This window comes from Kitasatospora cineracea, assembly GCF_003751605.1.
GTDB classification, from domain to species: Bacteria; Actinomycetota; Actinomycetes; order Streptomycetales; family Streptomycetaceae; genus Kitasatospora; species Kitasatospora cineracea.
In genome coordinates, this window is the sequence record NZ_RJVJ01000003.1 from 103040 (window position 1) to 124603 (window position 21564).

The 21564-nt window shown below is 76.2% G+C and carries 10 protein-coding genes; 7 read left to right on the plus strand and 3 right to left on the minus strand.

What is annotated here, in order from left to right; all coding sequences use genetic code 11:
* Positions 1-65: 65 nt before the first annotated feature.
* The 5 genes from EDD39_RS34660 to EDD39_RS34680 are packed head-to-tail and all read left to right on the plus strand — an operon-like array spanning position 66 to position 10161.
* Positions 66-1343 (plus strand): ATP-grasp domain-containing protein, encoded by a 1278-nt coding sequence (locus EDD39_RS34660; protein ID WP_123563576.1) that lies wholly within the window; start codon positions 66-68, stop codon positions 1341-1343.
* Positions 1340-4591: a non-ribosomal peptide synthetase gene (locus tag EDD39_RS34665; RefSeq protein ID WP_123563577.1), complete on the plus strand. Its 3252-nt coding sequence runs from the start codon at positions 1340-1342 to the stop codon at positions 4589-4591. Before EDD39_RS34660 ends, EDD39_RS34665 begins: the two co-directional genes overlap by 4 nt.
* Positions 4588-7566: a type I polyketide synthase gene (locus EDD39_RS34670; protein WP_123563578.1), complete on the plus strand. Its 2979-nt coding sequence runs from the start codon at positions 4588-4590 to the stop codon at positions 7564-7566. The genes EDD39_RS34665 and EDD39_RS34670 overlap by 4 nt, the downstream gene beginning before the upstream one ends.
* The gene (locus tag EDD39_RS34675; RefSeq protein ID WP_123563579.1) at positions 7559-9358 is read left to right on the plus strand and encodes a non-ribosomal peptide synthetase; all 1800 of its coding nucleotides are present in this window, start codon (positions 7559-7561) and stop codon (positions 9356-9358) included. Before EDD39_RS34670 ends, EDD39_RS34675 begins: the two co-directional genes overlap by 8 nt.
* Positions 9355-10161: a thioesterase II family protein gene (locus tag EDD39_RS34680; RefSeq protein WP_123563580.1), complete on the plus strand. Its 807-nt coding sequence runs from the start codon at positions 9355-9357 to the stop codon at positions 10159-10161. Before EDD39_RS34675 ends, EDD39_RS34680 begins: the two co-directional genes overlap by 4 nt.
* Here EDD39_RS34680 and EDD39_RS34685 read toward each other — a convergent pair.
* The 3 genes from EDD39_RS34685 to EDD39_RS34695 all read right to left on the minus strand — a co-directional run bounded on the left by EDD39_RS34685 (position 10102) and on the right by EDD39_RS34695 (position 16414).
* Positions 10102-13017: a helix-turn-helix transcriptional regulator gene (locus EDD39_RS34685; protein WP_123563581.1), complete on the minus strand. Its 2916-nt coding sequence runs from the start codon at positions 13015-13017 to the stop codon at positions 10102-10104. The genes EDD39_RS34680 and EDD39_RS34685 overlap by 60 nt on opposite strands.
* A gap of 188 nt (positions 13018-13205) precedes the next feature.
* Positions 13206-13406: a hypothetical protein gene (locus EDD39_RS34690; protein ID WP_123563582.1), complete on the minus strand. Its 201-nt coding sequence runs from the start codon at positions 13404-13406 to the stop codon at positions 13206-13208.
* Positions 13403-16414 (minus strand): type 2 lanthipeptide synthetase LanM family protein, encoded by a 3012-nt coding sequence (locus tag EDD39_RS34695; RefSeq protein WP_162870312.1) that lies wholly within the window; start codon positions 16412-16414, stop codon positions 13403-13405. The genes EDD39_RS34690 and EDD39_RS34695 overlap by 4 nt, the downstream gene beginning before the upstream one ends.
* Before the next feature lie 736 nt (positions 16415-17150).
* Between EDD39_RS34695 and EDD39_RS34700 the strand changes: the two genes are divergently transcribed.
* Positions 17151-19658: a glycoside hydrolase family 9 protein gene (locus EDD39_RS34700; protein WP_123563584.1), complete on the plus strand. Its 2508-nt coding sequence runs from the start codon at positions 17151-17153 to the stop codon at positions 19656-19658.
* 556 nt (positions 19659-20214) lie between these two features.
* Positions 20215-21549, plus strand: a complete 1335-nt coding sequence (locus tag EDD39_RS34705; RefSeq protein ID WP_123563585.1) for a family 2 encapsulin nanocompartment cargo protein terpene cyclase — start codon at positions 20215-20217, stop codon at positions 21547-21549.
* The last annotated feature ends 15 nt before the right edge of the window (positions 21550-21564 follow it).

A 21564-nucleotide genomic window follows, 5' to 3' on the forward strand; every position in this document is an offset into this window, starting at 1 on the left:
CCGCGGCACCGACCGGCGGCCCGCCACCGGGCGGCCACCCGCTTCGACGCACGGATGGATGGGGTATGCACAGCAGATCCGGTAGCCCGCGGCTCGGCGTGGTCTACGACGACGGCGCCGCCGGGCCCGGCGAGATCGCCGCGGCGGCCCGCGCCTGCGGAGCCGAACTCTTCCTGGTGGTCGACCAGTCCTCGGCCCACGTCGCCCAGCTGCTGCCCGGCCTGCGCGGCCGGTTCGAGCTCTGCGACGTCAGCGGCCTCACCGCGGCCGGGGCGGCGAAGGAGGTGGCCGCCCGGGCACCGGACGGCCTGCTCACCTTCAGCGAGCACCGCCTCGCCGAGACCGGCGAGCTCGCCGACGCACTCGGACTGACCCGCTGGCACAGCCCGCGGACCACCCGGCGGCTGACGGACAAACTGCTCCAGCGGCAGCTGTTCGCCGCGGCCGGCGTCGACACCACCCGCTGCGTGCCGGTCACCGACCCCGCCGGGGCCGCCGCGGCCGCCGCCGGGGTCGGCCCGCCCGTGGTGCTCAAACCGCGCACCGGCACCGGCAGCCGCTCCGTCCGCCGGGCCGACGGCCCGGCGGAGGCCGAACGGCTGGCGGCGGACTTCTTCCGCACCGCCCCGGCCGGGGCGGTCCTCCTGGTGGAGAGCCTGCTCACCGGCGCGCCGCAGGAGGCCGGCCCCGACTGGGGCGACTACGTCTCGGTGGAGACCGCCGTCCACGACGGGGCACGCCAACTGCTCTGCATCACCGGCAAGTTCCCGCTGGAGGAGCCGTTCCGCGAACGCGGGTCCTTCGTCCCGCACACCCTGCGCGCGCCGACCGCCGAACGGGTCCGCGCCCTCGCGGACGCCGCCGTCGAGGCCCTCGGGGTCCGGGACGGCGTCGTGCACACCGAGGTCAAACTGACCCCGGACGGCCCGCGCGTCATCGAGGTCAACGGCCGGGTCGGCGGCCTGGTCGTCGACCTGCTGCGCCGGGGCGCCGGCTACGACGTGGTCGAGGCCGCCCTGCTGCTCGCCCTCGGCCGGCCCGCGCCCGCCGTCCCCGGCTTCGACCAGGTCACCTACCAGTACGCGCTGGTGCCGCCGGCCGGCGCCCGCGGCCTGCTGGAGGTCGGCCCGCTGGACCGGCTGCGCGCCCTGCCCGGGGTCGACCTGGTCGACGTCCGGGGCCGCCCCGGCCAGCCGCTCGACTGGCGGGCCGGCGCCGCCGACCGGCTCGGCCGGCTGTACGGGCGGGTGCCCGACCACGCGGCCCTCGGCCGGCTCACCGCGGCGATACCGGAAGCCTTCCGGCCCACGTTCACGTACACGCACGAGAGGGGAAGTCGATGACCGAGCAGGTGTCCGAGGCCGGCGGGGGACTGTCGTCCGCACAGAGGCGGCTCTGGCTGGCGCACGTCCTCGAACCGGGGAGCGCCGAGTACACCGCCCCCTGGGCCGGACGGCTGCGCGGACCGCTCGACCGGGCGGCCCTCGCCCGGGCCTGGCGGGCCGTCGTGGAGCGCCACGAGGAGCTGCGGCTGCGGCTGTTCGAGGTGGACAACGAGCCCCGGCGCGCCCAGTGGCCGGCCGGGGAGTTCGGGCTCGCGGTCCGCGAGGTCGCGCCGCAGGACCTGCCCGCCGAGCTGGAACGGGTGGTGACCCGGCCCTTCGACCTGGTCGGCGGCCGGCTCGCCGAGGCGGAACTGCTGGTGCTCGGCCCCGAGGACCACGTCCTGGTGCTGAACGCCCACCACGCGGTGGTGGACGGCCGCTCCATGACGCTGATCACCCGCGACCTGTTCGCCGCCTACGCGGGCCGGGAGCCCGCCCCGGCCGGCCGGCCCTACCCGGAGCACGTCGCCCGGGAGGCCGCGGCCGGCCCGCCCCCCGAGCAGTTCGACGCCTGGGTCGAGGAGCTGCGGCTCCCGCAGAGCGCCGAACCGCTCGGCTTCGAACCCGCCGCCCGGACCGCCGACAAGGCGGGCGCGGTGGTCCGGGTGCCGCTGTCCGAGCAGACCTGGGCGGCGGTCCGCCGCTACGCCCGGCAGCACCGCACCACCCCGCAGGTGGTCGGGCTCAGCGCCTTCGCGCTCACCCTGGCCCGCTACACCGACACCGACGACCTGGTGGTCGGCTCGACCATGGACACCCGGTCCGCCGAATTCGTCGACACCGTCGGCATGTTCGTCAACCCGGCCGCCGTCCGGGTGCACGTCGACGCGGCGCAGCCCGGCCCGGCGTTCTGCGGCGCCGTGCAGCGCGGCCTGCTGCGGGCCTTCTCCCACCGCTCGGTCCCGTTCGAGGAGGTGGTCCGCAGGCTCCAGACCACCCCGGACGTCACCCGCACCCCGGTCTTCCAGGTGCTGTTCAACTTCGAGGCCCGCGAAGCCCCCCGGGACGTGCCCGGGCTGACGGTCACCCCCCTCGAACTCCCCACCCGCACCTCCAAGTACGACCTCACCCTGGTGCTGCGCGACAACGGCGACTGCGCCGACCTGCTGGCGACCTACCGCACCGCCCGCTACCGGCCCGCCCCGATCGAGCAGCTCACCCGGCACGTCGCCGCCGTGCTCGGCGCGCTCACCGCCGACGACCCGGCCCCCGTGGGCTCGCTCGACCCGCTCTCCGCCGCGGAACGCGCCGACCTGCTGGCCGCCGGCCGCGGCACCCCGCTGCCGGACGGCTTCCGGGCCGTGTCCGACACCGTCGCCCAGATCGCCCTCGCCGACCCCGACCGGCCCGCCGTGACCTGCGGCAGCAGCGAACTGACGTACGGACAGCTGCTCGGCCGGGCCGACGCCCTGGCCGCCCGGCTCACCGCACGGGGCGTGCGCCCCGGGACGCCGGTGGCCGTGCCGGCCGAACCCTCGGCCGAGACGGTGGTCGCCGTACTGGCCGTGCTCCGGGCCGGCGGCGCCTACCTGCCGCTGCACCCCGGCCACCCGACCGCCCGGCTGGCCGCCGTCCTCGCGGACGCCGGAGCCGAGTTCGTGCTCGCCGACGCCGCCTGGCGCGAACGCCTCCCGCAGGCCACCGTGCTGCCCGTCGACGCCCCCGCGGAACACCCCGACCCGGCCTGGACCGCCCACCGCAGCGGACCCGACGACCCGGCCTACCTCATCTACACCTCCGGCACCACCGGCGAACCCAAGGGCGTCGAGGTCGGACACGGCGCCCTCGCCGCCTCCACCACCGCCCGGCTGCTCACCTACGGCGGCTACCGCACCTTCCTGCTGGTCTCGCCGCTCTCCTTCGACTCCTCGGCGGCCGGACTCTGGGGCACCCTCACCTCCGGCGGCCGACTGGTGGTCGCCCGGGACGAGGAGGTCCGCGACCCGGAGAGCCTGCTGCGCTTGGTCGAGACCCACGCCGTCACCGCCCTGCTGGCCGTCCCCGCCCTCTACGCCGGCATGCTCGACCGGGCCGAACGGGCCGACCGCACCGCGCTCGGCACCCTCGACGTGGTCACCACCGCCGGCGAGGTCCTGCCGCAAGCCCTCCTGGAACGGCACTTCGCGCTGCTCCCGGCCACCCCGCTGGTCAACGAGTACGGGCCGACCGAGGCGACCGTGTGGAGCACCTTCCGCCGCTTCGAGGCACCCGGCCCGGTCGACATCGGCGGCCCCGTCCCCGGCGCCCGCCTCTACGTACTGGACCGGCAGGGACGGCTGATGCCGCCCGGCACCGCCGGCGAACTGCACGTCGGCGGCCGCGCCGTGGCCCGCGGCTACCTCGGCCGGCCCGGGGCCACCGAGGCCGCGTTCCGCCCCGACCCGTACGCCGCGGAGCCCGGCGCCCGCTCCTACCGCACCGGGGACTGGGTGCGCTGGGGCACCGACGGGGGCCTGCACTACCTGGGCCGCCGCGACCAGCTGGTCAAGGTCCGCGGCCACCGGGTCGAACTCGGCGCGGTGGAAGCCGCCCTGCGCGCCGCCGAAGGCGTCACCGACGCCGCCGTGCTGCTCGCCCCCGGCGGCGCGAGCCTCACCGCCCACCTGGTGGCCGAGGACGGGCTGGACCTCCGGGAACTGCGGGCCCGCCTCGCCGAGACCCTGCCGCCCGCCATGGTGCCCGGCGTGCTGCGGACGGTCCCGGAACTGCCGCGCACCCCGCACGGCAAGGTCGACCGCGAAGCCCTGCGGGCCGCGGAAGCGCGCACCGAGCCGGACCCCGAGCCCGCCGCGCCCGGGACCGCCCCGGCGAGCGGAGCGGCCACCGGGCCGGACCTGCGGGCCCTGGTGCTGGCCGTCTGGACCGCCGTGCTCGGCGAGGCGCCGGCCGCGGGGGACGTCAACTTCTTCGACGCGGGCGGCCACTCGCTGCTGGTGCCGCTGCTCCAGATGGAACTCGAGGACCGGGCGGACACCCGGGTGCCGATCGTCGACCTGTTCACCGCCACCACCGTCGACGCCCAGGCCGCCCTGATCGCCGCCGCCGGCGGCACCCCCGAGCCGCAACCGGAGGCACCGGCACCGGCCGCGGCCGCCGAACCCGGCGGGGCCGACGGCACCGACGGCACCGACGGCACCGACCGGCGCCGGCTCCGGCTCGCCGCGGGCCGCTCCCGGCGGACGGCCGGGACGGAGGACGGCAGGTGAGGAACCGTTCCCTGGACGTCGCCGTCACCGGCCTGCACGCCCGGCTCCCCGGCCCGGCCGACCCGGCGAAGTGGTGGGCGGCGCTCTGCGCGGGCGAGGCGCTCACCAGCACCCTCGACCCCGACGACCTCGCGGCCCGGGGCGTGCCCCGCCACCTGCTCGACGACCCGGCCTACGTCCCGGTCCGGGGCCTGCTGGAGGACGCCGAACGGTTCGACGCCGAGCTGTTCGGGATCAGCCCCCGCGAGGCCGAACTCATCGACCCGCAGCACCGGCTGATGCTGGAGGCGAGCTGGGCGGCGCTCGAGGACGCCGGCCGCAACCCGCTCGCGGACCGGCTGCGCACCGCCGTCTTCGCCTCCTCCTCCAGCAGCAAGTACCTGCCGCGGATCCTCGGCAACCCGGCCGCCACGGCCGACACCCTGGCCGCCCTGCACGTCGGCACCGGCCGGGACTTCATGGCCGGCCGGATCGCCTACCGGCTCGGCCTGCAGGGCCCGGCGGTCAACGTGCTGACGGCCTGCTCCTCCTCGCTGGTCGCCGTCCACCTGGCCGTCCAGGCACTGAACGCCGGCGACTGCGACCAGGCCGTGGTGGTGGCCGCCTCGGTGGGCTTCCCGCAGGCCGGGCACACCCACCTGCGCGGCGGCATCATGTCCGCCGACGGCCGCTGCCGCCCCTTCGACGCCCGGGCGACCGGCACGGTCGGCGGCTCGGGCGTGCTCGCCGTGGTGCTGCGCCGCTTCGAGGACCTCGGGACGCGGAGCGCCTGCCACGGCGTCATCCTCGGCTCGGCCGTCAACAACGACGGCTCGGCGAAGGCCGGGTTCAACGCCCCCGCCCCGCAGGGGCAGAGCGCCGTCATCCGGGCCGCGCTGCGCTCCGGCGACGTGGCGCCCGGCTCGCTCGGGTACGTCGAGACGCACGGCACCGGCACCTACGTCGGCGACCCGATCGAGTGGTCCGCGCTCTCCGCCGCCCTGCGCGGCGCCGGCCTGGCCGGCAGCATCCCGGTGGGCGCGCTCAAGGCGAACATCGGGCACCTCGACGCGGCCGCCGGACTGGCCGCGCTGTACAAGGCCCTGCTGGTCCTGAAGCACGGCCAGGTACCGCCGGTGGCCAACTTCGAAACCCTCAACCCGCTGCTCGCGGACCTCGACTCGCCGCTGCGGGTGCCCACCGAGACCTCCGCCTGGCAGGGCCCCGAGCCCCGCCGGGCCGGCGTCAGCTCCTTCGGGATCGGCGGGACGAACGCGCACGTCATCGTCGAGCAGGCCCCCGCAGCCCCGGCAGCGGAGGCCCCGGCGGCAGCGGCCCCGGCCGGGCGGACCTCGGTCCTCACCCTCTCCGCGGTCCGGCCGGAGAGCCTGGAGCCGACCGCGGCCCGACTCGCCGGAGCACTGGCCGAACCGGGAACGGACCCCGCCGACGCCGCCTTCACCCTGCGGGCCGGCCGGGCCCCGCTGGCCGAACGGCTCGCGGTGGTCGGCCGGACCGGCCCGGAACTCGCCGCGGCCCTGCGCACCGGCCCCCGGCGGGTCCGCGGCCGGGTGCCGCAGGGCGGCCCGCGCCCGCTGGTCTTCCTGCTCCCCGGACAGGGCGCCCAGCGCCCCGGCATGGCCCTGCCCTTCCAAGCACAACTCCCCGGATTCCAGGACGAGTTGGACCGCTGCCTGGACGCCATGGAGCCCTTCTCGGCCGGACTGGCCGAGAAGGCCGGACGGGCCCTGCGCGACCCGGACTTCCCCGCCGAACTGCTGCGCGCCACCGAACTGGCCCAGCCCGCGCTGTTCGCCCTGGAGTACGCCGCGGTCCGCGCCCTGGACGGGATCGGACTGCGCCCGGTCGCCCTGGCCGGGCACAGCCTCGGCGAGGTGACGGCCGCCTGCCTGGCCGGGGTCCTGGACCTCGCGGCGGCGATCGAACTGGTCGCCGTCCGGGCGGCCGGCATGCAGGCCTGCCCGCCCGGCGCGATGCTGGCGCTCTCCTGCTCCGAGGCCGACGCCCGCGCCCTGCTGGCCGAACCGCCGACCGCGACCAGCGGCCTGGAGGTCGCGGCGGTGAACGGCCCGGGCTCCTGCGTGCTGAGCGGCCCCGCCGCCTCCGTCCGGGCCCTGGAGGAGCGGCTCGCCGGACGGATCCCGGCCCGGCGCCTGCGCACCTCGCACGCCTTCCACTCCGCCGCGATGGAACCCGCCGCCGAGGCCCTGCGCGCCCACCTGGCCGGCCGCACCGGCGGCCGGAGCACCCTGCCTCACGTCTCCACCCTGGACGGCACGGTGGTGCCGGCCGGCACCGAAGTCCCGCTGACCGCCCTCGCCGAGGGCGTCCGCCGGACGGTGCGCTTCGGCGCGGGCATCGCCGCCCTGCGCGAGCTGTACCCCGGCGCGCTGGCCGTGGAGGTCGGACCCGGCCAGGCCCTCGCCGGGATGGCGGCCGCCGCCGGGCTGGAGAGCCTCCCCCTGGTACCGGGGAAGGACCCCCGGCCCGAGGACGAACTCGCCCTCGCGCTGGCCGGGTTGTGGGCCGAGGGCCAGCCCGTCGAACTGTCCGCGCTGATCCCGGCCGGCCGCCGGCTGCACCTGCCCGGCACCACCTTCGGCGGCGGGCGCCACGTCGCCCCGGAGACGGACTGGCCGACCGCCCCCGCCCCGGCTCCGCAGACCCCCGCCCCGGCTTCGGAGCCCCCGGCCCCGGAACCTCCGGCGGCCGCCGTCGCCCCGCCCTCCCCGGCCGCGGCGGTGGCCGACGCCTGGCGCGAACTCCTCGGCCACCCCGACCTCACCGAGGACGCGGAGTTCGTCGCCAGCGGCGGCGACTCGCTGCTCGCCATCCGGCTGGCCCGCCGGCTGGAACAGCTCTTCACGGTGCAGGTCCCGCTCCGGGACCTGCTGCTGGCCCGCACCATGGGCGACCACGCCCGGCTCGTCGAACGGCTCATGACGCCGTCGCAGAAGGAGGCAACGGATGAGTAGCGCGACCCCGCCCGGCCACCCCCGCCGGGAGCACTACGAGTGCGTCGACGAGGTGTTCCGCCGGCGGGCGGCCGAGCACCCCGACAAGGTGGCGGCCTGGGACGGCACCGGCAGCTCCACCTACGCCGAACTGCGGGACCGGGCACTCCGGCTGGCCGGCGCCCTGCACGCCAAGGGCGTCGGCACCGGCGACGCGGTCGGCGTCCTCGGCACCGGCGACCGCGACACCCTGACCGCCATGCTCGGCATCCTGCTGGCGGGCGGCCACTTCGTGCCGATCGACCCCGACTGCCCGCCGGAACGCGCCGCCCGGATGACCGCCATCGCCGGCGCCGCCCTGGTGCTGACCACCGCGGAGCACCGGGTCCCGGAGGGCATCGGCGCGGACGGCTGGCACGTCGACGAACTGATCGACCAGGCCGGCCCGGCCGACCCGCTCGACCCGCTGCCCGCCGGGGACCCGGACCGGCCCGCCTACGTGATCTTCACCTCCGGCTCCACCGGCACCCCCAAGGCCGTCGCCGTGCCGCACGGCGCCCTCACCGCGCTCTGCCTGCGCCCCGGCGTGCTGCGCCGCGACCCGGACGAGACCCTCCTGGTGCACACGGTGCTGACCTTCGACACCGCGATGTACGAGATCTGGTCGGCCCTGCTGGTCGGCGCCTCGGTGCTCTGCGCCCCGCGCCGGGCCCTGTCCCTGCACGAGACGGCCGCACTGCTCGAGGACGAGCGGGTCACCACCGCCGTGCTCACCCCCGCGGTGTTCGCCCTGCTGGCCGACCACCACCCCGACGCGCTGGGCCGGCTCCGCCGCCTGATGGTCGGCGGCGACGTGATGCCGCGCGAACAGGCGGTGCGGATCCTGGACCGCTTCCCGGAGCTGGAGTTCCTGAACTGCTACGGGCCCACCGAGAACACCGTGATCTCCACCGCCTTCCCGCTCAACGGCTGGGACCGGCAAGGAAGTTCGGTCCCGATCGGCCCGGGCGTGGCCGGCACCACCTGCCACGTCCTGGACGACCGGCTGCGCCCGCTGCCGCCCGGCGAGGTCGGCGACCTCCACCTCGGCGGCGACCGGCTGGCCCTCGGCTACGCGGGCGACCCGACCACCACCGAGCAGCGCTTCCTGCCGGACCCGTTCTCCGACCTGCCGGGCGCCCGGATGTACCGCACCGGCGACCGGGCCGTCCTGCGCGCCGACGGGACGGTGGAGTTCCGCGGCCGCGAGGACGACGAGATCAAGGTCCGGGGCCACCGGATCCACCTCGCCGAGGTGGAGGCCCTGCTGGCCGCCGACCCGGAGGTGCGGGAGGTGGTCGCCACCGCGGTCGGCACCGGCCACCAGCGGCACGTCCGCGCCTTCGTCCGCACCGCCGCCGCCGGGACGGACCCCCGGGCGGTCCGGGCCCGGCTGGCGCAGCGGGCACCGCAGCACCTGGTGCCCGACGAACTGGTGGTGGTCGCCGAGTTCCCGCTCAGGCCCTCCGGGAAGGTCGACCGGGAGGCCCTGAAGGCCCTGCCGTCCACCCCCGCACCGCAGACCGCACCCGCCGCCGGGACGGACGCCCGGTCGGAGCTGGCCCGGCTGTGGCTGGAGCGGACCGGCACGCCCGCCGAGAGCGGCGAGGACTTCTTCCACTCCGGCGGGACCTCGCTGGACCTGATCCTGCTGATCGAGTCGGTCGCGGCCGCCTTCGGGGTCCGGCTGGACTTCGCCGACGTCTACGGGCTGCGCTCCTTCGACGAACTGCACGACCTGGTGCAGGCCCACCGCCAGGAGGTCGACGCGTGAGCACCGTCCGGATCCTGGAACCCCGCCCCGACGCCCCGCAGCGGCTGATCTGCCTGCCGCACGCCGGCGGGTCCGCCAACTACTACCGCGGCTGGGCCCTGCGCGGCCGCACCGACACCGAGGTCCTCGGCGTCCAGTACCCCGGCCGGGCCGACCGGCTGCTGGAGCCCTGCCACCACGACCTGCACGCCATGGCCGAGGAGGTCTGCGCCGCCGTCCTGCCCGAACTGGACCGGCCCGTCACGCTGTTCGGGCACAGCATGGGCGCGATCGTCGCCTACGAGGTGGCCCGGCTGCTGGAGGAACAGGGCCGCGGGGTGCGGCGCCTGGTGGCCTCGGCGGCCCGCGCCCCGCACGACCCGGCCCACGTCTCGGTGCAGGGCGCCGTCTGGAACGACGACTCGGCGGTGCGCAGCATCGTCGCCATGGGCCAGGCCGACGCCGAACTGATGGCCGACCCCCGGGTCCGCGAACTCGTCCTGCCCTACCTGCGGGCCGACTTCGAACTGTTCCAGCGCTACGCGCACCGCCCCGGCCCGCCGCTGGCCTGCGAACTGCTGGTGGTGCGCGGGGCGGACGACCCGCACGTGACGCACCACCAGGGCGAGCTGTGGCAGGAGCTCACCCGGGGGCCGTTCCGGCACCGGGCGCTGCCCGGCGGGCACTTCTACCTCGCACCCGAGCCGCCGCTCGACCTGTACCTGGACCCGTTCGGCCCGTACCGGGAGACCGGGCCGGCGGCCTCAGCCGTCGGCGGAGGCGAGCTCCGCCGACAGCCGGCTCAGAGCGGCGCGGCCGGCTAGACCGGTCTTCTGCAGCAGGCTGGCGATGTGCTTCTCGACCGTCCGCGGCGAGATGCACAGCCGCCGGCCGATGTCCTGGTTGCCCGGCCGGTCGGCGAGCAGGGCCAGCACCTCGTACTCGCGCGGGGTGAGGCCCTGCGCGCGCAGCTCCGCCGGTATCAGCTCCCGGCCGCTGCGGCGCTGCGGCACCGTCACCCCGGCCTGCCGCAGCATCGCCCGGCAGGCGCCCACCACGGCGGGCACCTCCGACTGGTGGAAGTACTCCTCGGCGGCCTGCAGCCAGGACGCCGGGTCGCCCCAGCCGTCGGCCAGGGCGGCCTCGGCGACCAGGCGCAGGCCCAGGTGGTGGCCGGTCGGGAAGATCACGGCGTGCCGGCGGAAGTCCTCGACCAGCCCGGCCGCCCGCTCGCCCAGGCCCTCCCGGCCGAGCAGCACGGCGTCCGCGAGCATCAGGAACTGGCGGTTCCAGGCCAGCCCGGCCGCCGGGTTGGCCGCGACGGCCGCGAAGTCCGCGCGCTCCGCCCGGCCCGCCAGCACCTCCAGCAGCGGACTCAGCCCGTACCGGCCGGCCAGGTAGTAGACGTTCGGGTGCAGGGCCTCCCAGGCCGCCGCGGCGGCCAGCTCGGCCCGGGCGGCCGTCCGGTCCTCCTCCAGCAGCGCGCAGACGGCCCGGCACAGGCCCAGCATCACCGGCGTCAACTGCGACTCCGCGCCCCCCGCCTGACGGAACGCCAGCAGGCCGCGCTCCATCTCCCGGCGGCGCCCCCGGTGCGCGCCGAGGGTCGCCGACACCAGCAGCAGGTACCGGCGGGTGCCCAGGTTGCCCATCCGGGCGCTGGCACCCAGGCAGCGGGCCAGGATCTCCTCGGCCCGCCGCGGGTCGCCCCGCAGCACCGCGTTCATCGCCAGCACGCTCTCGGCGGTCTGGGCCAGCTGGATCGCACCCAGCTCGTTCGCGGCCTCCCACGCCTGCTCCAGCCGGCGGATGTCACCGGTCCGCATGTAGGTGTTCGCCCCCAGCCTGGTCAGCGCCTCGACCCGCCACAGCGGCAGGGTGTGCGTCTCGGCGACCGCGAGCATCCGCTCCAGGCAGGCGTCCGCCACGTCGAAGCCGCGCTCCCGGACCAGCAGGGCCAGCAACTGCCAGGCCTGGCAGGCCACCACCGGCAGCTTGGTCTGCTCGGCGACCTCCGCCGCCGCCCGGGCCTTGCGCTCGGCCTCCGTCGTGCACCCGCCCTGCCCCGGCAGCAGGGCCAGCCCGCACTCGACCACGGCGAGCGCGGCCCCCTGCTGGGGAGTGCCGCCGTCCTGCAGCAGGGCCCGGGCCGCCGCCAACTGGCCGACCGCGTCGGCCCGCCGCTCGGCCGCCACCGCCACCCAGGCCAGCCGGGTGTGCAGGGCGATCCGGGCGTCCGGGCCCAGCGCCGCCGCCCCGGCCGGCGCCAGCGAGTCGACCAGGGCCAGCGCCCGGTCCAACTGCCCGGCGTCCGCCAGCGCGTGCAGCAGCGACTCGGCGATCCCCGTCCGGGCCGACGGGTCGGCCAGCTCGTGGGCCCGCCCGAGCAGCGCCACGGCCGTCCCCGACAGGCCGTCGGCCTGCGCCCGGCGCCCCGCCTCGGCGTACAGCAGGGCCGCGTCCGCCAGGTCGCCGGCCGCGATCCGCAGGTCCGCGACCAGCTGGCAGCGGTCGTCGGTCAGCTCCGGGTCCGCCCGCTGGAGGCCCACCGCGGCCTGCCGGGCGATCGCGGCCCGCTCGGCCGGCGGGAGACTGGCGAGCACCGCCTCGGCGGTCAGCGCGTGCCGGAAGGCGTACCGGTCCGGCGCCCCCGGATCGGGCACGATCAGGCCCGCCTCGACCGCCGAACGCAACTGGGCGAACAGCAGGCGGTCCGCCGTCCCGGTCACCAACTGCAGCGTGGCCACCGAGAACCGGGCCCCCAGCGACGCCGCCAGCAGCACCGCCTCCTGGGCCCCGGGCTCCAGCAGCTCGATCCGCCGCCGGTAGCCCCGCACCACGGTGGCCGGAACGGTGGTCGACAGGTCACCCGCCACCTGCCACCCCCCGCCGCCGCCCCAGCGCAGCAGACCGGAGCCGACCATCTCGGCCAGTAACTCCTCGACCAGGTACGGGTTCCCGTCCCCGCTGGCCACCAGCCGCTCCACCAGCTCGGCCGGCACCCCGGCGCCCGGCACCCCGAGGCAGCCGGCCGCGATCGCCCGCACCGCCCCCGGCTTGAGCGGCCGCAGGGTGGCCACCGAGGCGGCCCGCCGCCGGTCCGCCGCGTCGACCAGGTCCAGCGCCGGACCCGGCTGCGGCCGCAGCGTGCCGACCAGCAGCACCGGCAGCCCGGCGAGGTTGTCGACCAGGTACTCCAGCACGGCGACGGTCTCGGAGTCCACGTCGTGCAGGTCCTCCAGCACCAGCACGCAGCCCTGCTCCCGGCCGATCACGGCCAGCAGCCGCAGCAGCGCCTCCGCGAGGTCCAGCACGCCCTCCGGATGGCCGACGGCCGTCGCGGGCCGCCACTCCGGGATCAGCCTCGCCAGGGCCGGACGGTAGGGCGCGAGCGCCGGATCGGTCGGCGGACCGCCGATCCGGAACCGGGAGGAGAGCGCCTCCGCCAGCGGCCGGAACGGCGTGCCCGACCCGCTCGGACTGCCGCGCCCGCGCAGCACCGGCAGACCCAGCGCGGCAGCCCTGGACTCGCACTCGCCGGCCAGCCGGGACTTGCCGATCCCGGCCTCCCCCAACAGGAAGAGCGCACGGCCGCAGTGCCGCCGGGCGTCCGACAGCAGACCGTCCGCCAGGGCGAGCTCGGCATCCCGACCGACGACGGGTGAGGAAGTCATGCGCATGCTGTGGAGGCTACTTGATGGATCGGCATGCGGACAGGGATGCTCGCTCACCGCACCAACCGCACGACGGCCGGCGCACCCGCACCTCCACGGGCACACCGGCCGAAGCGTGCTGACGCGCCGTCAGCACTATGCGCACGCAACGGGCCCGGACCCCCTCCTTCGGATCCTGCCGGGCCCTGCCGACCCTAGGCGGCCGCTTCCGTCGCGAACGGAACCGTCACGGTCAGGGTCCCGATGATCGTCTGCTCGTCGAAGCCCGCGAGCAGGCGGCTGCGGCGGACACCGCCACCGGGGCGCAGCGCGATCTGCCCGCTCGGGTGGTCGGCGGCCTGGCCGCCGAGCGCCTTCGGCTGCTTCCAGCTGCGGACCGACTCTTCGACGTTCATGAATGGACATTCCTCTCGGTGATGGTCGCGCCGTCGGTTCCCGACGGCCGCACTGATGGCGACGGCTGCAACAGCAGCGTCGAAACTGTCCGCCCGGCCGAGCCGAGCCGCAGGAGGCCCAGCCCGATGCCGGACAGTCCGGTCAACAACCCGGGAACGGCCAGGCCGCCGGGGGCACTACAGACCGGGCCCACCCGGTCGAGCGCCGCGGCCAGAGCACCCGCCCGGCGGTCCAGCAACTCCCGGCCGCCGGGGTCCGCGAGTCGGCCGAGCAACTCCAGGACGCCCGACTCGCCGTGGCACGGGGCGTGGCCGGACAGCGGCCCGGCCGCCGCCGACGCGCGGACCGCACGCCCGACGAGCCCGGCCAGCTCCGGATCCGCCAGCGCCGCAGGGCTGTCGGCCACCGCCAGCGCGACCCCCGACAGGCCCCGGCACCAGGCGAGGTCGACACCGGCAGCGCCTCGGACGCCCTGAACGTCCTGGACGTTTTGAACGCCCCGGACACTCTGGACGCCCTGGACGTTTTGAACGCCCCGGGCCGCGCGGCGCAGCGCCGCCAGGCCCGCGCGCCCGTACCGCTCCCCGCCGCACGCCGCCGCGAACCGCAGCAGCGCCCAGCCCACCCCGGCCGCCCCCTCGGCGAACCCGGGCGCGGCCGGCAGCGGACGGTCCGCCAGCCGCTCGGCGCACAGTACGGCGCCGCGCCGGGCCGCCGCACTCCCGGTGGTCGCGTGCACCGCGAGCAGCGCCGCCAGCCCACCGGCCGTCCCCTCGGCCACCCCCTCGGTCACCCCGGCCCACCCGTCGGCCCGGGCCTCGGCGTCGGCGTCGGCGTCGGTGTGGTCGAACTCGACCGCAGCAGCGGTGAGTTCGGCGGCCCGGTCGGCCCAGTCGGCCGACTCGGGATCGTCCAGCAGGACGGCGGCCCGGGCCAGCACGTAGGCGATGCCGCCCAGCCCGGCGAAGGCCCCCGGGCCCACGGCCGCCAGGTCCTCCGGCTCCGCCGCGAGACGCTCCAGCAGCGCGGGCAGCGGGCTCAGGGCCTGGCGCGCGGTGTCCGCGTACCGCTGCTCCCCGGTGTGCGCGGCGAGTTCGGCCAGGAACAGCGCCGGGCCCGGGTAGCCGTGCCCGAGGTCGGCCCCGGCCGGGCCGAACCGCCAGGCCCGGTCCCCGAGGAGTTCGAGGCCGAGCCAGTTGGCCCGGCCCCGGCCCCGGTGGGCGCCCTCCACCAGCCGGTCACCGATCCGCCGCGCCGCCCCGAGCAGCCGCTCCGCCGTCGGCCGTTCCGCCGTCGTCCGCTCTCTCGCCGGCCGTCCCGTCCGGTCCGCTCCCGTCCGGTCCGCTCCCGTCGGCTCCGCTCCGGTCAGGTCGCTCCGACCGGCGGCCGGTGCGTCGTCCGGCCGGTGGGCCGGGGCCGTGGACCTGGCGGCCAGTGCCGCCCGGACGATCCACTCCTGGGCGTCGAGGTCGGCCGGCCCCATGGCGCGGATCTTCTCCACCACCCGGGCCAGCCCCGGCCGTTCCAGCGCGTCCGGGATCCGCAGGCCGGGGCCGGACCACAGGTCCGCCAGGCCCGGCCGGGCGGTGAACAACGGCACGTCGCCGTCCCAGAGTTGGGCGACCTCGTGCTCCAGCAGCCGGGCCGGGCCGGGGGCGCCGAGGGCGTCCGTGCCGAGCAGCCGCAGCAGCTCGTCGCGGTCGGCCGGGTCGCGCAGCACGTCCGGGTGGGTCGACTCGTCGAGCAGCGTGGCGTACGCCTGGGTGGCCCGGGGCACCACGCGGACCTCGTCCTCGGCGAAGCGGTGCACCAGGCCCTGCGGGCCGGTCAGCGCCTCCCGTCCGGCGGCGATCGCCCGGTAGCCCGCGCGGAACCCGGCCACCAGCGCCTCGGTGAACTCGGCCGGGTCGGCCTGCGCCCCGTCGAGCCGGGGGCGGTTGTCGGCCCCGGCGATCGTCCCGGCCCGGCGGACCAGCCGCATCCGGTCGGTGCCGCTCTCCGCCCAGGCCGCCACCGGCAGCGGCGTCGCGGCCCCGGTGTCGCCGCCCAGGCCGGAGGCGTCCAGGACGGTCCCGTCCTCGCCGAAGAGCAGCAGCGGCAGCAGGCCGACCCGGTGGACCGAGGCCGCCAGCGCGAGTGCCGCCGGGTCGCCGCCGGGGGCGGAACCGGACACCGGGGGGTGGAAGAGGGTCTCGACGTCCACCGGCACCGGGTGGTCCGCCCGGGCGATCAGGTTCTCGTAGTGCAGGTCGGTCGCGTCCAGCGCGTGCAGCAGCGCGAGCCAGGCGCCCTGCCGCCGGTAGAACAGCTCCAACTGGCCGCGGTCCCGGCAGGGGAGGGCCGCCACGTGCGCCAGCCAGCCGTAGCCGGGCCGCTCCAGCAGGGCGACGGTGCGCAGCTCCGGGACGTCCGGCTGCCCGTTGAACCAGCCGACCAGCTCGTTGAAGTGCCGGTGCGCGGTCAGCGGGCGCGGCTTGTGGACCACCCGGGAGCCGTCGGCGAAGGTGAGCACCGCGGTGCTGCGGCCGTGCCGGTGCCCGTCACCGGCGGCGGCGCGGAGCGAGACCAGCGGCCCGGGGTCGGTGCCGGGCAGCAGGGCGCGGAGCAGCTCCGCCCGGTCGGCGGTGTAGTGGTCGAGCAGTTCGGTCAGGGCGTCGGCGGCGTCGACGCAGGTCTGCGCGAGCAGCCGGCCGAGCACCGGGTACTCCGACAGCAGTGCGGACAGGCCGTCCTGACGTGCCGTCAGCGAGAGGAAGGTGCGGAACCGGGCCGCGGGGGTGTCGCCCGCCAGGCGGCCCTCCGCCCGGGCGACGTTCAGTTCCAGCACCAGGGCGCGGGCGGCCTGCCCGGCCAGCTTCCGGGCCAACCGGTCGGTGAACTCGGCCCGCAGGAGCGGCAGTTCGGCGTCGGGGACGGCGACCGGCAGCCGGGTGGCGGCCAGCTCGGTGAAGGGCGCCAGGACGAACCGGAAACCGGAGGTGCCCGGCAGCTCCCCGGCCGGAACCACCGGCGCGAGCGGGGCGGCGGCGACCGCCGCCGCGAGGAACGCGGCCCACCCCGGCTGCGGGTCCCCGGGGAGTTCTGCGGCGGACGGTCCGCCTCGCCGGCGACCGGATGCGGCCGAACCGGCAGGAGCAATCATGGTATTGATCACAGGCCAGAGAATTACAGGGCTTTACCTGTCCCGACAAGGGTTCGACCCGTCCGGGGCGCCCGGGCCGGTTCCCCTGCGGGGGAGACCCCCACGGGGTGGGGGAGACGGGCGGAAAGATGGGGGCTCCACCCCCATGCGGAACCGCCGAGGACGGGCCCGGAGGTCCGCGGCGAGGGGCGCCGGGGGGTGCCTGGGGCTCCGGAACCGGTGGGGCCCTTCACATTCGTGACGCCCTGCACACGATCCGTCCGCACGGCCGGGCCGCCCGCGCCCGAGGGCCCGCGCCCGCCGGCCCACGCCCGCCCGCCCGCACCCGTCCGTCCGCTCGCTCGCGTACAAGGAACCGGACGTCGGTGGAGCGCCACTGGAGCGGTGCTCGTGCCGCCGCGTCAACTCCCGCCTGTAACTTCCAGGTTGCGCATTGACACCCGCGCGGCGGCGCGGCCACCATGGACGCCGCCCACCGCCTGCCGACCCCGTCCCGAGCCGCTCCGGGATGGGAGCGCTCCCATGGAGTTCGCGCAGGTCACGGGCCGTCCGATCGGCTTCCCCCACACCCCCACCCCCACAGCCGCCCCGGAAGGACACCATGCCGCACCCCGCCGCACCCCCACCCGGCCCGCCCGCACCGCCCCGCTCCACATCCGCCCGCCCGACGGCCGCCCGCCCCCCGCAGGGCTCCGCCCGGCGCGCCCTCGGCGGGCTGCTCGCCGCCACGGCCCTCGCCGCCGGCGCACTGCTGCCGCTGCACGCCTCCTCGGCCGCGGCCGCCGCCGACCCGGCCGCCACCGCGCCCGCGTTCAACTACGGCGAGGCGCTGCAGAAGTCGCTGCTCTTCTACGAGGCCCAGCAGTCCGGCAAGCTGCCCGCCACCAACCGGGTGAGCTGGCGCGGCGACTCCGCGCTCGACGACGGCAAGGACGTCGGACTCGACCTGACCGGCGGCTGGTACGACGCGGGCGACCACGTCAAGTTCGGCCTGCCGATGGCCGCTTCGACCACCATGCTGGCCTGGGGCGGCATCGCCGAGAAGCAGGGCTACACCGCCTCCGGGCAGATGCCGTACCTGAAGAACAACCTGCGCTTCGTCGACGACTACCTGATCAAGGCCCACCCCGCCCCCAACGTGCTCTACGGCCAGGTCGGCAGCGGTTCGGCCGACCACGCCTGGTGGGGCCCGGCCGAGGTGCTGCCGATGGCCCGGCCCGCGTACAAGATCGACGCCTCCTGCCCGGGCTCGGACCTGGCGGGGGAGACGGCCGCCGCGCTCGCCTCCTCGTCCATGGTCTTCGCGGACAGCGACCCCACCTACTCCGCGACCCTGCTCACCCACGCCAAGCAGCTGTACTCCTTCGCCGACACCTACCGCGGCAAGTACAGCGACTGCATCAAGGACGCCCAGGGCTACTACAACTCCTGGAGCGGCTACAACGACGAACTGGTCTGGGGCGCCATCTGGCTCTACAAGGCCACCGGCGACAGCAGCTACCTCGCCAAGGCCGAGAGCTACTACGCCAACCTCTCCACCGAACCGCAGTCCACGACCAAGTCCTACAAGTGGACGATCGCCTGGGACGACAAGTCCTACGGCGACTACGTGCTGCTGGCCCAGCTCACCGGCAAGCAGCAGTACGTCGACGACGCCAACCGCTGGCTCGACTGGTGGACCGTCGGCGTCAACGGCAGCCAGGTCAAGTACTCCCCGGGCGGCGAGGCCGTGCTCGACTCCTGGGGGTCGCTGCGCTACGCCGCCAACACCTCCTTCGTCGCCCTGGTCTACTCCGACACGCTCACCGGGGACCCGACCCGCAAGGCCCGCTACCACGACTTCGCGGTCCGCCAGATCGACTACGCGCTCGGCGACAACCCCCGCAAGTCCAGCTACCTGATCGGCTTCGGCGCCAACTCCCCGAAGAACCCGCACCACCGCACCGCCCACGGCTCCTGGACCGACCAGCTCACCAACCCCGTCGACAGCCGGCACACCCTGATCGGCGCCCTGGTCGGCGGCCCCAGCTCGGCCGACGACTCCTACACCGACGACCGCTCCAACTACGTCAACAACGAGGTCGCCACCGACTACAACGCCGCCTTCACCGGCGCGCTGGCCCGGCTCTACGGCGAGTACGGCGGCAACCCGCTGACCGCCTTCCCGCCCAAGGAGACCCCGGACGGCCCGGAGATGTCCGTCCAGGCGTCGGTGAACGCCGCCGGCACCAACTTCACCGAGATCAAGGCGTACCTGATCAACAAGTCGGCCTGGCCGGCCCGCGCGCTCAAGAACGCCTCGCTGCGCTACTACTTCACCCTGGAACCCGGGGTCAGCCCGAGCCAGATCACCCTCACCACCAACTACAACCAGTGCGGCGCGGTCACCGGGCCCACGCTCTACTCCGGCTCCACCTACTACGTCACGGTCGACTGCTCCAACACCGTGATCGCCCCGGCCGGACAGTCCGCCTACCGCAAGGAGGTCCAGTTCCGGATCGCCTCCGCGGGCGCCTGGGACCCCACCAACGACTGGTCGTACCAGGGCATCTCGCTGGTCCCCGGCTCGACGCCGGTGGACGCGGCCAACATCCGGCTGCTGGACGGGGGAGCGCCGCAGTGGGGCGCCGAACCGGGCACCGGCCCCGGCCCGTCCGTCTCCCCGTCGCCCTCGCCGTCCGCCTCGGTGTCGGCCTCCCCGTCCCCGTCGCCGTCGCCGTCCGCCCCGGTGTCGCCCTCCCCCTCCGGCTCTCCCTCGGCCTCGCCCTCTCCCTCCGCCTCGCCGCAGCCGGTCTCCGGGTGCGCGGTCACCTACACGGTGGGCAGCAGTTGGGGCACCGGGTTCACCGCCGACGTGACGGTGCGCAACACCGGGAGCAGCACCGTCTCCGGCTGGAAGCTGGCCTGGACGTACCGGGGCAACGAGGCGGTCAGCAACGCCTGGAACGCCCAGGTGGTGCAGAGCGGCGCGGCCGTCACCGCCACCGACGCCGGGTGGAACGGCACGCTGGCCCAGGGCGGCACCGCGTCCTTCGGCTTCCAGGCCACCGGAACCCCCGCCGCGCTGCCCGCCTTCACCCTCAACGGCACCGTCTGCACCACCGCCTGACGCCCCCTCGCCCCGCCTTCCGCCCCCGTCCCCGCCGTCGTGCGGGGGCGGGGGCGTTCGCGTGCGCGGTGGCCGGAAACGGCGGAGCGCGGCGGGGCGGGAGAGGGGCGGTGGCGCAGCGGGGCGGTGGTTCGGGGACAACTCGGGGCGGCTGGCTCAAATGCCGCTGGTGGCCGGGATAAACATCCGGATCCGCAAGATCACCGTATCGAGGTAAATACCCCCGTCCTCACGGGCGAGGGGCGCCTACGGAGCGTTAGCGTTCCTCAAGATCCGACCGAGTCGGCCACGAATCCTGACGATTCGTCATCTTTCCATACCCCGAGGAGCGTTCGCCCATGACCGTTGTGACCGGCCCGGCCGCGGACGCCCCCGGAACGGGCTGACCACGGGATCCCCGCTCGTGGCGGACGGCCACCGGCCGCCCGCCACACGTCCGCGCCCGGACGCCCTCCCGCACCACGCACCACCCGTCCGCAGCGACGCTCCCCCGTCGCGGCCGGCGAGCCCCGCCACCCGTCCGACCAGACCGCCCCTCCCAGTGAAGGAGTCACGGATGCCCGACCCAGGGCTTTCCTCTCCGCTCCCGGCCCCGGCCGCGCTCTCCCCGCTGTCCGGCCCGTCCCACCCGTCCTTCCACGCCGCCCTCACCGCAGCCGTCGCCGCCGTCCTCGACGCGTCCGCCCCCGCCCCCGCGGCCGTCCCGGAGACCGACCTCGAGATCCTCCCCGAGGCCGCCCCCGAGACGTCCGGCGGCGGGATCGGGCGGATCCTGCGCGGCCCCAGCGGCCTCGGGACGGACGGCCTGCTGCTGCCCCGCCTCCCGGCCCCCGCCGGACCGACCGCGCCGGCCGAAGTCGTGGCCGCAGCCGGAGCCGCCGCAGCCGTCGCCGAGCCGGCCGAGCCGGTGGCGGGCATCCCGGTGCCCGGCCTGTACTACCACCCGATCCCGGACCCCGACCCGGCCCGGGTGGCGGAGGTCAGCCGCCGGATCAAGGACTGGGCGGTCGACGAGGTCGACCTCTTCCCGGACGAGTGGGAGGGCGAGTTCGACGGCTTCTCGGTCGGGCGCTACATGGTCGCCTGCCACCCGGACGCCCCGACCGTCGACCACCTGATGCTGGCCACCCGCCTGATGGTCGCCGAGAACGCGGTCGACGACTGCTACTGCGAGGACCACGGCGGCTCCCCGGTCGGCCTCGGCAGCCGCCTGCTGCTCGCCCACACCGCGCTCGACCCGCTGCACACCACGGCGGAGTACGCGCCGGGCTGGGCCGAGTCGCTCGGCTCGGACGCCCCGCGCCGCGCCTACCACTCGGCGATGCGGTACTTCACCGAGACGGCCAGCGCGTCCCAGGCCGACCGGTTCCGGCACGACATGGCCCGGCTGCACATGGGCTACCTGGCCGAGGCGGCCTGGGCCGAGGCCGACCACGTGCCCGAGGTGTGGGAGTACCTGGCGATGCGCCAGTTCAACAACTTCCGCCCCTGCCCGACCATCACCGACAGCGTCGGCGGCTACGAACTGCCCGCCGACCTGCACGCGCTGCCCGGCACCCAGCGGGTCATCGCGCTGGCCGGCAACGCCACCACGATCGTCAACGACCTGTACTCGTACACCAAGGAGCTGGCCGCCCCCGGCCGGCACCTCAACCTGCCCGTGGTGATCGCCGAGCGCGAGGGCCGCTCCGACAAGGACGGCTACCTCAAGGCCGTCGAGGTCCACAACGAGCTGATGCACGCCTTCGAGGCCGAGTCCGCCGCCCTCGCCGCCGCCTGCCCGGCCCCGCAGATGCTGCGCTTCCTGCGCGGCGTGGCCGCCTGGGTCGACGGCAACCACTACTGGCACCAGACCAACACCTACCGCTACAGCCTGCCCAACTTCTGGTAAGAACCGGCAAGAAAC